The sequence below is a fragment of the Polynucleobacter sp. genome (genome assembly GCF_040400325.1).
GTDB lineage: Bacteria > Pseudomonadota > Gammaproteobacteria > Burkholderiales > Burkholderiaceae > Polynucleobacter.
Map to the genome: position 1 here is coordinate 391,550 of NZ_JBBAQK010000001.1, position 13,963 is coordinate 405,512.

A 13,963-nucleotide genomic window follows, 5' to 3' on the forward strand; every position below is an offset into this window, starting at 1 on the left:
CCATCTCCGTTGGGGGTTTCTATAGGAAAACCCCTGTTTATTGGGCTGAATCTTGTAGTAGGATAAGACTATAAATAATAACTAATTAACAAACGTGAGACAAAAAATGAATACTAGCCGTTTACTAGCTTTCTGCGTATCGTGTTTTCTGGTGTCTTCTGTTGGGGCTCAGGCTCCCGAGGCTTGGCCCACTAAATCTATCACGATGGTTGTGCCTTTCCCTCCTGGTGGCGTAGCAGATGCCGTGGGTAGGCCTGTTGCTGAGGCTCTATCTAGAATTTTGGGGCAGCCAGTAGTAGTTGAAAATAAACCGGGAGCTGGTGGTGGAATTGGAATGGCTTCAGTTGCTAAATCAAAACCAGATGGTTACACCATTCTCATGGCTTTATCGTCAATCTCTATTATTCCCGAGGCAGATAAGATTGTTGGGCGTGAGCAATCTTTTCAGTTGAATCAACTCAAACCGATTGCACGTTTTACTGCGGATCCAACGGTCTTAGTAGTGAGGGCAGATAGCCCCTGGAAGGATTACAAATCTTTTATTGCAGCAATGCGAGCCAATCCAGGCAAATATAACTTTGGATCTTCTGGTAATTACGGCACGATGCACGTCCCAATGGAAATGCTGAAATCTTCTGAAAAGTTTTATATGGTCCACATTCCCTACACGGGAGCAGGTCCTGCAATTGTGGGGTTGTTAGGTGGACAAGTTGATGCACTCGCTACAGGCCCATCCTCTATTGTTCAGCAAATTAAAGCGGGCAAGGTCCGAGCACTTGCGCATTGGGGTGATGGCAGGTTGGCGAGTATGCCAGAGGTGCCTAGTTTCAAAGAAATGGGCATTAAGATCGAATTTGCTCAATGGGCCGGGCTTTTTATTCCCAGTGCAACGTCTGACAGTATCACGAATAAATTACGTGACGCTGCAAAGCAGGCTGCGGTTGATGACCGTGTCCGTTCAGTCATTAATTCAGCAGGCAGTCCCATTCAGTATCTAGATGCCCCGGAGTTTAAAGTGTATTGGGACAAAGAGTCTTCCCAAATGGTTGATATCGTGAAGAAAATAGGTAAGGTTGAATAATGCTTTGAGACTGATTTCTGATCGCTCTTGTTTGGAACAATAAAAAAAAGCCACCTCATGAAGGTGGCTTTTTAACATGATCAAGTTCGATCAATCAGGAATATTCGCTTTACGAATGATAGGACCCCACTTATTGATCTCTGCATCAAGATGAGTTTTAAGACCATTCTCAGAAATCTTGCCTACGGATACGATATCAATATTTGCATCCTCTAGACGTTTTTTGACGTCAGGTGATGTAAGGGATTTCTTGAGTGCAGCATTGAGTTTATCCAGGATTGGCTTTGGAACTCCTTTTGGAGTGTACATACCATGCCATACCTTCACTTCAAAACCTTTAAAGCCTTGTTCGTCTAGTGTCGGTACATTTGGAATAGCAGGCAAACGTTTTAAAGTAGTGGTTCCATAAGCCTTAACGCTGCCATCCTTAATGTAAGGAATCGTCTGAGTTGTTTGATCACAAAGTAAATCTACTTGACCGCCTAAAAGATCAGTTAGGGCAGGACCAGTTCCCTTATAAGGAACGTTGGTTAACTTGACACCGAGGCGGCTTTGAAACAATAGTCCGCAGAGCTGTGACACAGCACCAGGGCCAGCATTGGCCATAGTTACTTTAGAGCCATTCGCTTTGATATAGGCTTCTAGTTCTTTAAAATTGTTTGCTGGCAAACTTTTTTTACCTAAGAGCACCATAGGTACATCAGCCACTTGGCCGATATATTCAAAGCTAGTCATTGGGTCATACGGGAGCTTGTCATAGAGCGCATTTGCTGTTGCCATTCCCATATGGTGCAGGTAGATGGTGTATCCATCAGGCGCTGCTCGAGCAACTTTAGTAGAAGCAATGGTGCCACCAGCACCGGGAACGTTCTCAACCACTACGGTTTGACCCAAAGCTTGACCCATGGGCACTGAAATTAAGCGTGCAACAGAGTCAGTTGGTCCACCAGCGGCGAAAGGCACGATTAAAGAAATCGATTTAGTTGGCCAAGCATTTTGTGCAGCTGCAGATTGGCTAGCTAGAAGTGCACCAGCACTTGCCGCAGCAAGTATTCCAGCGAACAAGGATTTTTTGAATTTCATAGAAGTCTCCAATTTATACTTGGAAACTATTTTGCCATTTTTTATGGTATTTTTGGGGCCTCTAGCCTCAGTATTTACCAGCAAGCGCAAGGGTTCTTTGGGCTAAAAGTACCACAGGGCGGTCAATCATGCGGCCATCTAACTTAACCGCCCCACCTTTGGAGGCTTTATCGGCCTCAATCACTCTTTTGGCCCATGCCAGATCTTCTTGGGTAGGCATAAAGGCTGCTTGAACAATCGCCACCTGTTTGGGATGAATGCACAGCTTTGCACCAAATCCCATACGTTTAGCCCGCTCGGCATCATGGGTAATTTGCTCAATGTTGTCAGTAGATGGAGTAACCCCATCAATTGGAGGGGCGATTGCCGCCAGACGTGAAGCCAGAACGATTTGGAATCGTGCAGTTTGCAACTCTGTTTCATCTGCATTGCAAGTCATCCCAAGATCGACTTGTAAATCGATATTACCTAAAGCTAAACGAATGACTTGATTGGAGTTTGCAATTTCACGCAAATGATCAAGACCAAGTGCTGTTTCAATCATCGGAATAATGGCAGCGTTAGGTAATACCAATGCAGCACCATTAATCTGATCAGGCGACTCACTTTTAGGAATCAGAATGCAGGTGATATTGAGTTCTTTTACCAAGATCAAATCTGCAGAGTAGAACTTGCTTCCAGGTGAGTTACTGCGAATTACTAGTCGACCTTTTTGTTCTTGTGTGAAAGATGACCAGGCAGAGCGAATCGCATTGCGGGCTAGTTCTTTTTCTTCCGCAGGGACGGCATCTTCGAGATCCAAAATAACAGCATCAGCTCCGCTATCCAAGGCTTTTTGGAAGCGCTCTGGGCGTGTGCCAGGAACAAATAGAAAATGACTGCTAAGGGCTAAAGTGTTATCAACGGAGCTCATATAAGAAGAGTATTAAGACTGAGGAAGTAATAGTCCTATCTTGGACTGTTTGCGAATATTCCACAAGAAATCAATTGCAGAAGTCATTTGTGCTGGAGTAGCGCCACCACTAAAGGCGGCAAGGCGCATTGCTTTATCGGTAATCTCAGTGCGGCTCAAGGTATTACCAGGATCGCCTTTAGGTTCATCTACTCTGCCATCGAGAATTTGGCCATTATTGAGATGCACTTTAACTTTACCGATCCATCGTTGAGGATAGGCGGTATCAACCTCAGAATCCAGTGTCATCGTGACGCGATCGCGAAAAAGACAAATAGCATCATCCTGAAAATGCTGATCAAATTCTTGCAGACCAGCAAATTGGTAATGGGCAATAATTGCCAAAACCGTACCCATGGAAAATTTTGACTGATGCACGGTGCTAGGGTTAATAACTGGGCCAAGGACATCAATGGCGCCTTGATGCACTAGTGTTTCCACTCTAGCAATATCACCTGGCTTTAGTTTGTGTGCCAGCATCACTTGCAGCAAGGCATCGGCAGCAGGGTGAGTATGTCTGCAGGAGGCATGATATTTAAAACTGGTTTCTGCAAGTGCCCAGCGCGTACCAAGTTGGTCAACTAACTTACTTGGATCGGCATCACTAGACATTCCTGCCGCCAAACCTTGTTTGCCTTCCAGAATATGTTGAGCACCTGTAAATCCTGCCTGCGCAATATAAGCAGACATTAAACCAGTCGAAGCAGCATGAGCAGTATGTAGTTGTTTTGAATCAGCAGCATCTCGCAGGAATTCCCAAAGTCCAGCAGACTGAGTTCCTGCCGAGCCAAAGGCATGTAGCATTTGATTGGGATTGAGGTTTAATAATCTTCCGACAGTTGCAGCAGCAGCGATCGGACCAGCAGTACCAGTTGTGTGGAATACCTTGTAATGCGAACGACCTAAAAATTCACCGACTCGAATACCCACTTCATATCCAGCAACTGCAGCTACCAGCAGATCTTCACCTGAAGCACCAATTGCTTGAGCACAGGCAAGTGCAGGGGGGAATACTACCGTGGCCGGATGAAAAACTGAGCCATTATGAACATCATCTTGTTCTGCAACATGAGAGGCAGCAGCATTCGCCATCGCTGCTAAAAAAGGACTTGAACTTTTACGAGTCACTAAAATTTCTGAGGGTCCTGGATGAGCCTCAAAACCCCCCATATTTTGAGCAAACTGGGCAATGATTTCAACCGGTCGAGAGCCTTTGCCTGCGACAGCAGAGCCGAACCAATCCACCAAAAAATCTTCAGCACGATTCATGACAGAAGCGGGAATATCTTTTGCTTGTAGCTTGGATGCAAAGCTGGCTAATTCTTGAGATAAGTGTTGATTTGGCATAAAAATAATTTACCTTAGGCAAGTACTGCACTTGCTTGCATGGTGAGCCATCCTTCATGATCTTGCGCCCAAATGGCAATCGTTTTTCCTGAAGGATCTTTTTCTAAATCGGGCTTGGCACATACTTTAAAAATTTTGATATCAAAAGTAGGGCGAATAGCGCGGAATTCAAAACTCTTTAATCTGCAAGCGGGAATACTTTGGCGGACCAGATCTACCAGTAAGGTTGCAATCAGAGGGCCATGAACAATTAACCCTGGGTAGCCTTCAACCTCAGTGACATATTTGCGGTCGTAATGAATGCGATGACCATTAAAGGTGAGAGCTGAGTAACGAAAAAGAAATACATCATCTGGAGTAATCGTCTTACTCCATTCAGCATCTGTAGGGGCGGGCGCAGGAGTAACTGGCTTGTCATCTTGACTAGGCGCATCGCGATAGACGATGTCATGTTCTTCAATGATGGCAAGACCTTGCTGATTAGAAATTTGGTGTTGAACTAATATAAAGATGAGATCACCACTGCGTCCAGCTTTGTGGGTAACCGACTCAATAGTTGAGATGCGCTTAATTTCATCTCCAACAGAAAGCGGGGCCAGCCACTGAATTCGGCTGCCTGCCCACATCCGACGAGGAAGAGGAACGGGAGGTAAAAATCCACCGCGTTTAGGGTGGCCATCAGGCCCGATTTCTGACTCGCGAGCATGGGGTAAGAAATAGAGCCAATGCCACAGTTCAGGCAGAAAAGTAGCTTTAGTGGGAGCGGGGTCCTCTCGGTCAAGAGTTGCCGATAGTGCTCGAACTGGGGCAGCGGTGACGGTATCCGAAAGTGATTCGGATTTGCCGACCCACTCTTGAAGATGGGTGATAGTTTGAGGTTCAATACGCATAAGTTCCATTATGCCAATCTTGTGAAAATACTTAAGGCATCAAAACAGCTACAAAATAGCTCAATAAGCCTGCTAGGGCAGAGCATCCAATCACAGTTACAACCCCTTTTTGAAACTTAAATAGGGCTAGGCCGGCCAATAAGCAAATGATGATGGATATCCAAGAGATGGATCCCCCAAAGCCTCGTGGTAAAAAAACATGATAGGCAAAAAATAAACCTAGGTTGGCAATCACACCAACAACTGCTGCTGTAATGGCAGTGAGGGGTGCTGTAAAGCCTAGCTTGCCGTGGGTTGATTCAATCAGCGGCCCACCAACCAGAATAAAAAAGAAGGAGGGTAAGAAGGTAAACCAGGTAGCAACACAGGCGCCCAGAACACCAAACCAAAATGGGTTAGCGCTTCCGATTAGGTGCTGAATATGTCCAGCAAGATATCCGACAAAAGCAACCACCATAATAAGTGGACCTGGAGTTGCCTCTCCAAGAGCCAGTCCATCAATCATTTGATTGGCACTCAACCATTGAAAATGATCTACAGCTCCTTGGTAAACATACGGTAGTACTGCATATGCTCCACCAAAAGTGAGAAAAGCAGCTTTTGTAAAGAACCATGCTAATTGTGGGTAAAGCGTCTTCCAACCAAAATAGCTTATCAATATTCCAATCGCAAGCAGCCAGCAACATAGTGCAATAGCACTATGGCGTAAAGTTTTCTGAAGATTAAATTGTGCGTGATCTGGGGTTGGTGTGTTATCATCAATCATGGCGGTTCCGTGACCAATATCTTTTGTATTGCCATGACTGCTGCTTTGTTGGAAATATTCTGGATAGCGCTTACCACCCCAATACCCAATGATTGCTGTAATGATGACAATCATTGGGAAAGATACATTGAGAATGAAAATGGCTAAAAAGGAGCCAAGCGTAATCCACTTCAATGCTTGATTATGAATGGTCCGCTTACCAATCCGAACGGCTGCATGCAAAACAATCGCAACGACTGCTGGCTTAATTCCAAAAAAGAGCGCTGCAATCCATGGCACCTGTCCAAAGGTGAGATATATCCAGGACAAAGCAATCAGAATCACCAGGGAAGGCAAGACAAAAAGTGTGCCAGCGATAATGCCGCCCCAACTGCGATGCATCAGCCAGCCTATATAAGTGACAAGCTGTTGGGCTTCGGGTCCTGGAAGGAGCATGCAATAGTTCAACGCATGCAAAAAGCGCCGTTCGGAAATCCAGCGACGTTTTTCAACTAATTCTTGATGGAGGACTGCGATCTGTCCGGCGGGCCCACCAAAGCTAATAAAACCGAGCTTGGCCCAAAACTTGAGGGCCTCGCTTAATGGAATGCTCATATTGAGCCCATTCCGCCCACTACATGACTATAGCCATTATCTACATAGATGATTTCAGCGGTAATGCCGTTGGCTAGATCAGACAAGAGGAAGGCAGCCGTGTTACCTACATCATCAATGGTGACATTGCGACGTAAGGGGGCATCTTGTTCAACAGCCTCCAATATTTTGCTAAAGTTTTTGATACCAGAGGCAGCCAAGGTCTTAATAGGTCCAGCTGAAATACAGTTTACGCGGATATTCTTAGGCCCTACAGAACCAGCAAGGTAGCGTACGGATGCTTCTAATGATGCCTTAGCTAATCCCATAGTGTTGTAGTTAGGAACGTTACGAAATGAGCCTAGGTAGGTCAGTGTGAGTAAGGCAGATTTATCCCGCAACATTGGGAGGGCTTCTTTAGCCATTGCCGGAAAGCTGTAGGCGGAGATGTCATGGGCAATTTTGAAGCCTTCACGCGAAAGGCCTTCCAAAAAATCACCTGCAATTGTTTCACGAGGGGCAAAGCCTATAGCATGCACAAAACCATCGAACTGGGGCCATGTTTTGGCTAAATCCTTAAAAAGGGCTGAAATTTGCTCATCACTCCCCACATCACAGTCAAAGATCAGTTCTGTATTAAATTCTTTTGCAAAATCAACGATCCGGTCCTTAAAACGCTCGCCAACGTAGGTAAAGGCCAATTCAGCACCCTCACGATGGCAGGCCTTGGCAATGCCATAGGCGATAGAACGGTTGGAAAGGAGACCGGTAACGAGAATTTTTTTGCCGGAGAGAAAGCCCATATTGTGTCCTTTGCTTCAAATATGATTTGCTATCTACAATTGTTGCATATATGCCTAAGCTAAGCCCTATTCGTCAAATAGTTCATTTTTGCTTTTTAGCTCTCCTCATTGGAGTCGGGGTGAATGCTGCGCAGGCTTCGCAAGGTATCGCACAGTATGGCAAGCCGAAGTATACCGATGGCTTTAGCCACTTTGATTACGTTAATCCGAATGCACCGAGGGGTGGCACCTTAGTTTTACCCAATCCAGATAGGCGCACGAGTTTTGATAAGTTCAACCCATTTACTTTGCGTGGCGTAAACGCACCTGGTGTTGCGCAGTTGATGTTTGAATCTCTTGCAGTTGGTAGCGCAGATGAAGTTTCCAGTGCTTATGGATTAATCGCAGAAGATATTTCCGTTGCATCGGACAAGATGTCAGTGACATTTCGGATTCGTCCAGAGGCAACATTCTCAGATGGCAGTCCGATTTTGGCGAGTGACGTTAAATATAGCTTTGATACTTTAATGAGTCCGCTTGCTAATCCACAGTTTCGTACAGTCTATGCTGATGTGAAACAAGCGGTAGTAGTTTCTGAGCGAGTGATTCGCTACGACTTTAAAAATCGGAATCCTGAATTACCGGTGATGGTCGGTACTTTGCCAGTGTTTTCGCGTAACTGGGGCAAGAAGGCGGATGGATCGATTACGCCATTTGATAAATTGAGTTTTGAGTTACCAATCGCTAGTGGCCCATACATTATCGAGTCTTACAAAGCAGGTAAGACCATGATCTTTAAGCGCAACCCAAATTACTGGGCAGATCGGGGCGGCAATACTTTAAATGTGCGTGTTGGCTTTTTCAACTTTGATCGCATCGTGTACAAACTTTACAGTGACGATACTGTTCGTTTAGAGGCATTTAAGGCGGGCGAGTTTGATGCTTTAGTAGAGTACCGCGCAAAAAACTGGGCAAAGAGTTATGTTGGACCACGTTTTAATGACGGAACTCTCATTAGGAAGTCCTTCTTAAATCACAACGGCGCTGGCATGCAAGGGTTTGCAATGAATTTGCGTCGACCACTATTTCAAGATCCGCGGGTTCGTCAGGCATTGGGTTATGCCTTAGATTTTGAATGGCTTAATCGCCAACTCTTTTTTGATCAATACAGTCGTATTAATAGCTTCTTTACAAATAGTGACCTCAGTGCCAATTTCGATGGACCTCGCAAGCCAACTGAGGCAGAGTTAAAACTATTAAAGCCTTTGAAGGAAAAGTACCCTCAATGGGTACCTGATGCCGTCTTTGGTCCAATGCCCCCAGCGCCCTCCACTGCAGAGCCGTCTAGCTTGAGACAAAATTTACGTAAAGCAAGAGAGTTATTGATGCATGCTGGATGGCAGTATCGGGACGGCGCTCTGAGAAATGAAAAGGGCGAGCCATTTCGTTTTGAAATGGTCGAAGATGGACCATTCTTCTTAAGGGTGCTTTCTTCTTATGTGCGTAATTTAGAAAAGCTTGGTATTCAAGTGGATATTCGAACCAGTGACTTTGCTTTGCATCAGAAGCGGATGGATGAATATGATTTTGATATGACGACAATCCGCTTTCCTGATTCTCAAAGTCCAGGCAATGAATTATGGGACCGCTTTGGTAGTCAAGCGGCCAAAGAAAAAGGCTCTGATAACGTGATTGGTATTCAGTCACCAGTCGTAGATGCTTTAGTACAAGCGATCACTACAGCTGAAACACGCGAACAGCTTCAAGCTGCGACTAGATCGCTTGATCGAGTATTGTGGAATAGCTACCTTGTGATTCCGCAGTGGTACAACCCTACACATCGCGTTGCTTACCGAAAAGAAATGCAATATCCCGATCCGCCTTTGTATTACAGCGCTGAGATGTGGATTTTGATGAATTGGTGGAAAGGAGGGGCTCAATAATGCAAGGTCAAATGTGGTCTTATATCCTCAAGCGAGTACTCCTCATGATTCCTACTTTGCTGGGCGTCCTGACTTTGACTTTTGCAGTGGTGCAATTTGTTCCTGGCGGACCTGTAGAACAGATGATCTTGGAGTTAAAAGGCAAAGGTGATGCTGCGGTCAGCGGGGCAGAGTCTTCTGGTGGCGGCAGCACTTATCGCGGGCGCCAAGGAATTGATGCGGAACGTTTAGCAGAAGTAAAGGCTTTATACGGCTTTGATAAGCCACCCTTAGAACGTTATTTTATGATGCTCAAGCGCTTTGCTCAATTCGATTTGGGCCAAAGTTATTACCAACATCAAAGTGTATGGCAGTTAGTAGTATCTAAATTACCGGTATCGATCAGTATTGGTCTGTGGACTTTCTTTCTCACCTATTTAGTATCGATACCTCTGGGCATTGCTAAGGCCGTGAGAGATGGATCTCGTTTTGATGCAGTGACTAGTACGATGATTTTGGTGGGCTATGCGATTCCAGGCTTTGTGCTTGGCGTGTTATTGCTAGTTATTTTTGGTGGCGGTAGTTTTCTGCAAATATTTCCTCTGCGAGGCCTTACATCGGATAACTGGAATGATTTGACTCTCATGGGCAAGGTGATGGATTATTTGTGGCATTTAGTCTTACCCATTACCGCTTCTGTCTTAGGAAATTTCGCTGTCGTGACGATGCTCACAAAAAATTCATTTTTAGAAGAAATTCGTAAACAATATGTATTAACTGCAAGAGCCAAAGGTCTTACCGAAAAACAGGTACTTTGGAAACATGTATTTCGCAATGCTTTGTTGCCCCTAGTAACAGGTTTCCCAGCGGCCTTTATTGGGGCCTTCTTTACTGGCTCCCTTTTGATTGAAACTTTATTTTCACTTGATGGGCTAGGTTTGCTCTCTTATGAATCCGTGATGCGCAGAGACTACCCGGTTGTATTTGGCACCCTTTATCTCTTTACCTTAATTGGGCTATTTACAAAACTGATCTCAGACCTATGTTACGTATACGTTGATCCGCGCATTCAATTTGGTGCTGGAGGTGGATCATGAGCCGTTGGCATCGCTTCAAAAATAGTCGTATGGGGTATGCCAGCTTATGGATCTTTATGATTCTTTTTGGCCTCTCATTATGTGCAGAGTTGATTGCTAACGACAAACCCTTGGTGGTCCGTTATCAAGGACAATTTTATTTCCCTATTATTAAAAGTCAGCCTGAGACAGTCTTTGGCGGTGACTTTGCTACACCAACTGATTTTTTGGATCCCGATATTCGTCGCAATATCACTAGTAATGGTAATTGGGCTATTTATCCACCCATTCCTTACAACTATCAAACACTCAATTACTTTTCAAAAGCGCCTAATCCAGCCGCGCCTTCTTGGGACAACTGGTTAGGTACGGATGATCGTGGACGTGATGTATTGGCTCGTTTAATTTACGGATTTCGCTTATCCATCCTATTTGGTTTGGCGCTGACCATTGTGGGCGTTAGCGTTGGCATTTTGACAGGTGCCCTGATGGGATTTTTTGGTGGCAAATTTGATTTGGTATCGCAGCGCGTAATTGAAATTTGGTCGGCGATGCCAGAGCTGTATTTACTGATTATTTTTGCCTCTATCTTTAACCCCAGTATTTGGCTTCTGATTATTTTGCTCGCGGCCTTTGGTTGGATGGGGCTTTCTGATTATGTGCGAGCAGAATTCTTCCGTAACCGCGCCTTAGAGTATGTGCGCGCTGCACGTGCCTTAGGTTTGACTAATCTTCAAATTATGTGGCGTCATATTTTGCCCAATAGTTTGACGCCAGTAATAACCTTTCTACCCTTCCGCATGAGTGCCGCTATTTTGTCTTTAACCAGTTTGGATTTTTTAGGTTTAGGCGTACCACCCGGAACACCAAGCTTGGGGGAGCTTCTCTCTCAAGGTAAAAGTAATTTAGATGCTTGGTGGATCTCTTTATCTACTTTTGTCGTTCTGGTCGGCACCTTATTACTACTTACTTTCATGGGTGAAGCATTACGCAATGCATTTGATTCTCGTAAGGCTGGCTTGATGAGTGGAGGTCGCTCATGAGTAAGGCACCCATTCCCCCGCTATTAAAGTATGAGGATCTGAGTATTTCATTTGGGCTAGGGCGTCGCGCAAAGTTTGCCGTCAAAAATCTCGATCTTGAAATTGGAATTGGTGAGCGAGTTGCCTTGGTAGGCGAGTCTGGTTCTGGTAAGACATTAACTGCCTTGGCGCCATTGAGATTAGAGCCTGAGGGTGCACAAGTTTCAGGGCGGATATTGTGGAATCAGCAGGGCGCTCATGAGATGGTCGACTTGTTGTCATTGCCTATGCAAGAGATACGCCAAATTCGGGGTAGTGAAATTGCGATGATCTTTCAAGAACCCATGACAGCACTCAATCCCCTATTTACGGTAGGCAATCAAATCATTGAAGCAGTGCAGATCTATCAGCCACTCATTTCTAAATCAGATAGTGTCGATGCGGCGATTGATTTGTTGAAGAAAACTGGTATTCCAGAACCTGAGCGCCGTTTTCATTCTTATCCTCATCAACTCTCTGGAGGGCAAAGACAACGGGCGATGATTGCGATGGCACTTGCCTGCAAGCCTCGTCTCTTGATCGCTGATGAGCCCACTACTGCGCTGGATGTCAGTTTGCGCTTGCAAATTCTCGAACTACTTATTGAGTTACAGGAAGAATCTAAAGATGATGGCGGTATGGGGATATTACTCATTACCCATGATTTGAATTTGGTAAAACATTTTGCACAACGTGTTGCAGTACTAAACCAGGGTAATCTAATGGAGGCAGGCCCAACTAAACAGGTGTTTGATCATCCCACGGATGCTTATACCCGGACCCTAGTCAATAGCGAGCCTTCTCGGGATATAGCGCCAGTCATGCCTTTGTCCCCAGTGTTACTAAAGACTGAAGATTTGTCAGTGGCTTATCCAAGTACGCAATCTTCCTGGTTTCAAAAACCACTGCCACATAAAGTATTGCGTAAAGTGAGCTTTAGCTTAAAGCAGGGTCAAACGATCGGCATTATTGGCGAGTCTGGATCAGGTAAGACCACTCTTGGTATGGCAGTGCTAGGGTTACTTGGCGATTCCGCTGCTCAGGTGAGTGGCGAGGTGGATATATTAGGTAATGACTGGCAAACTTTAAAACCAGTCGAGCGCCGTGCAATGCGCTCTAGTTTGCAAGTAATCTTTCAAGATCCCTTTGGTTCCTTATCACCGCGAATGAATGTGATGCAAATTGTCTCTGAAGGTTTAGATATTCATTTCCCTAAATTATCCAATGCGGAACGCGAAACACGTGTGGTTGATATGTTGCGCGAAGTCGGAATAGAGCGCTCTGCATTAACGCGCTATCCCCACGAGTTCTCAGGAGGACAGCGCCAACGCATTGCCATTGCGCGAGCCTTAATTTTGCGACCACAAATCTTAGTGTTGGATGAGCCAACTTCAGCATTAGATGTATCAATTCAAAAGCAAGTACTGGCTTTATTGTCTGAATTACAGAAGAAATATAACTTGGCCTATCTCATGATTAGTCATGATTTAGCGGTTATTCGAGCTATGTCACATGAGGTGATGGTCTTAAAAGATGGCAAGGTCATTGAGTTTGGTGACACAGAACATATGATCAAAAATCCCAAACAGGTCTATACCAAAGAGCTATTTGCAGCTGCTCAGCTAGTTTAATGGGCCTACTCATCCTCGCTGAAATAGCCTAATTTGGTGCTTTTGCCCTAATTATTACAAAAAAACCAATATAAACAATGGCTTAAGCATAAGCTCTGGAGTTGGTTATTCACTTATTCTTTGTTAAACTGAGAAAATGTCGGTTAAACACACACCCATGACAAAGCTAAGCGCATTTTTTAGCTTAGGGCTTGCACTCTATTTTGCAGTCGCTATTTCTGCGCAGGCTGCAGATAAGGTGCTTGACTCTGCTCCTGAATCAGGGGCCTCTAAAGAGACGATGTTTCAGGCGGGTAAGTCGTATATTTTTAGAGCATCAGATCGCTTAGTTGATACCGTTTCTGGTAAATCAGATGAACTTATTAATCGCGCCATGGAAGTGATTGGTGTGCGCTATCGCTGGGACACAGAGTTACCTCAGTCGGGTTTAGATGGCAGTAGCTTTGTTGGTTATGTATTTAAAGACAAGCTAGGATTTTTATTGCCACGTAAGTCAACTCAGATGAGTCGTGTTGGTAAACCTGTTAATCGTGAGGAGTTGCAACCTGGAGACCTCGTATTTTTTAATACGATGCGCCTGACTTTCTCACATGTTGGTATTTATGTTGGGGATAATAAATTTATTCACTCTCCCTCAAAAGGGGCTAGTGTTCGCCTTGATGATCTCAATAGTTTGTATTGGGATAAACGCTTTGATGGTGCACGACGTTTGGACGGTAGTGATAATTTGAGTGATACTGAGCGTCAAGAGCTTCTAAAAGAAGTCAAAAATCTCAAACGTAAATCTCGCAGCCTCTAA

At 44.8% G+C, this 13,963-nt stretch carries 12 protein-coding genes; 6 read left to right on the forward strand and 6 right to left on the reverse strand.

Translation table 11 applies throughout. From position 1 onward, the window contains the following. Window positions 1-106: 106 nt before the first annotated feature. Window positions 107-1,081: a Bug family tripartite tricarboxylate transporter substrate binding protein gene (locus ABWP14_RS02035; RefSeq protein WP_353201299.1), complete on the forward strand. Its 975-nt coding sequence runs from the start codon at window positions 107-109 to the stop codon at window positions 1,079-1,081. 90 nt (window positions 1,082-1,171) lie between these two features. On the opposite strand, the gene ABWP14_RS02040 is transcribed toward ABWP14_RS02035, so the two are convergent. From ABWP14_RS02040 to fabI, 6 genes are all read right to left on the reverse strand, one after another. Beyond that, window positions 1,172-2,164 carry a tripartite tricarboxylate transporter substrate-binding protein gene (locus tag ABWP14_RS02040; RefSeq protein WP_353201300.1) on the reverse strand — a complete coding sequence of 331 codons (993 nt, stop codon included), beginning with the start codon at window positions 2,162-2,164 and terminating at the stop codon, window positions 1,172-1,174. A 67-nt stretch (window positions 2,165-2,231) separates the two neighbouring features. After that, a complete protein-coding gene (locus tag ABWP14_RS02045; RefSeq protein ID WP_353201301.1) occupies window positions 2,232-3,077 on the reverse strand; it encodes an HpcH/HpaI aldolase/citrate lyase family protein in 846 nt (281 codons plus the stop codon). Window positions 3,078-3,089: 12 nt separating this feature from the next. After that, window positions 3,090-4,463 (reverse strand): MmgE/PrpD family protein, encoded by a 1,374-nt coding sequence (locus ABWP14_RS02050; RefSeq protein ID WP_353201302.1) that lies wholly within the window; start codon window positions 4,461-4,463, stop codon window positions 3,090-3,092. 14 nt (window positions 4,464-4,477) lie between these two features. Next, window positions 4,478-5,362 carry an HTD2 family dehydratase gene (locus ABWP14_RS02055; RefSeq protein ID WP_353201303.1) on the reverse strand — a complete coding sequence of 295 codons (885 nt, stop codon included), beginning with the start codon at window positions 5,360-5,362 and terminating at the stop codon, window positions 4,478-4,480. Window positions 5,363-5,384: 22 nt separating this feature from the next. Continuing rightward, entirely contained in the window at window positions 5,385-6,713 is a 1,329-nt protein-coding gene (gene chrA / locus ABWP14_RS02060) for a chromate efflux transporter (RefSeq protein ID WP_353201304.1), read from the reverse strand. Beyond that, window positions 6,710-7,495 (reverse strand): enoyl-ACP reductase FabI, encoded by a 786-nt coding sequence (fabI, locus tag ABWP14_RS02065; RefSeq protein WP_353201305.1) that lies wholly within the window; start codon window positions 7,493-7,495, stop codon window positions 6,710-6,712. Before fabI ends, chrA begins: the two co-directional genes overlap by 4 nt. A 50-nt stretch (window positions 7,496-7,545) precedes the next feature. Here fabI and ABWP14_RS02070 point away from each other — a divergent pair, with 50 nt between their 5' ends. The 5 genes from ABWP14_RS02070 to ABWP14_RS02090 all read left to right on the forward strand — a co-directional run bounded on the left by ABWP14_RS02070 (window position 7,546) and on the right by ABWP14_RS02090 (window position 13,963). Then, complete coding sequence (locus ABWP14_RS02070) at window positions 7,546-9,417, forward strand: extracellular solute-binding protein (protein ID WP_353201306.1); 1,872 nt, start codon at window positions 7,546-7,548, stop codon at window positions 9,415-9,417. Window positions 9,418-9,428: 11 nt separating this feature from the next. Beyond that, window positions 9,429-10,493, forward strand: a complete 1,065-nt coding sequence (locus ABWP14_RS02075) for a microcin C ABC transporter permease YejB (RefSeq protein ID WP_353201447.1) — start codon at window positions 9,429-9,431, stop codon at window positions 10,491-10,493. Beyond that, the gene (locus ABWP14_RS02080) at window positions 10,490-11,515 is read left to right on the forward strand and encodes an ABC transporter permease (protein ID WP_353201307.1); all 1,026 of its coding nucleotides are present in this window, start codon (window positions 10,490-10,492) and stop codon (window positions 11,513-11,515) included. The genes ABWP14_RS02075 and ABWP14_RS02080 overlap by 4 nt, the downstream gene beginning before the upstream one ends. After that, window positions 11,512-13,164 (forward strand): ABC transporter ATP-binding protein, encoded by a 1,653-nt coding sequence (locus tag ABWP14_RS02085; protein WP_353201308.1) that lies wholly within the window; start codon window positions 11,512-11,514, stop codon window positions 13,162-13,164. The genes ABWP14_RS02080 and ABWP14_RS02085 overlap by 4 nt, the downstream gene beginning before the upstream one ends. Window positions 13,165-13,300: 136 nt before the next feature. Beyond that, window positions 13,301-13,963: a C40 family peptidase gene (locus ABWP14_RS02090; protein WP_353201309.1), complete on the forward strand. Its 663-nt coding sequence runs from the start codon at window positions 13,301-13,303 to the stop codon at window positions 13,961-13,963.

Excerpts from the sequence above, each read along its gene's own strand:
- ABWP14_RS02035 (WP_353201299.1), top strand. The coding sequence starts at position 107 with ATGAATACTAGCCGTTTACTAGCTTTCTGCGTATCGTGTTTTCTGGTG.
- ABWP14_RS02040 (WP_353201300.1), bottom strand. The coding sequence starts at position 2,164 with ATGAAATTCAAAAAATCCTTGTTCGCTGGAATACTTGCTGCGGCAAGT.
- ABWP14_RS02045 (WP_353201301.1), bottom strand. The coding sequence starts at position 3,077 with ATGAGCTCCGTTGATAACACTTTAGCCCTTAGCAGTCATTTTCTATTT.
- ABWP14_RS02050 (WP_353201302.1), bottom strand. The coding sequence starts at position 4,463 with ATGCCAAATCAACACTTATCTCAAGAATTAGCCAGCTTTGCATCCAAG.
- ABWP14_RS02055 (WP_353201303.1), bottom strand. The coding sequence starts at position 5,362 with ATGGAACTTATGCGTATTGAACCTCAAACTATCACCCATCTTCAAGAG.
- chrA (WP_353201304.1), bottom strand. The coding sequence starts at position 6,713 with ATGAGCATTCCATTAAGCGAGGCCCTCAAGTTTTGGGCCAAGCTCGGT.
- fabI (WP_353201305.1), bottom strand. The coding sequence starts at position 7,495 with ATGGGCTTTCTCTCCGGCAAAAAAATTCTCGTTACCGGTCTCCTTTCC.
- ABWP14_RS02070 (WP_353201306.1), top strand. The coding sequence starts at position 7,546 with ATGCCTAAGCTAAGCCCTATTCGTCAAATAGTTCATTTTTGCTTTTTA.
- ABWP14_RS02075 (WP_353201447.1), top strand. The coding sequence starts at position 9,429 with ATGTGGTCTTATATCCTCAAGCGAGTACTCCTCATGATTCCTACTTTG.
- ABWP14_RS02080 (WP_353201307.1), top strand. The coding sequence starts at position 10,490 with ATGAGCCGTTGGCATCGCTTCAAAAATAGTCGTATGGGGTATGCCAGC.
- ABWP14_RS02085 (WP_353201308.1), top strand. The coding sequence starts at position 11,512 with ATGAGTAAGGCACCCATTCCCCCGCTATTAAAGTATGAGGATCTGAGT.
- ABWP14_RS02090 (WP_353201309.1), top strand. The coding sequence starts at position 13,301 with ATGTCGGTTAAACACACACCCATGACAAAGCTAAGCGCATTTTTTAGC.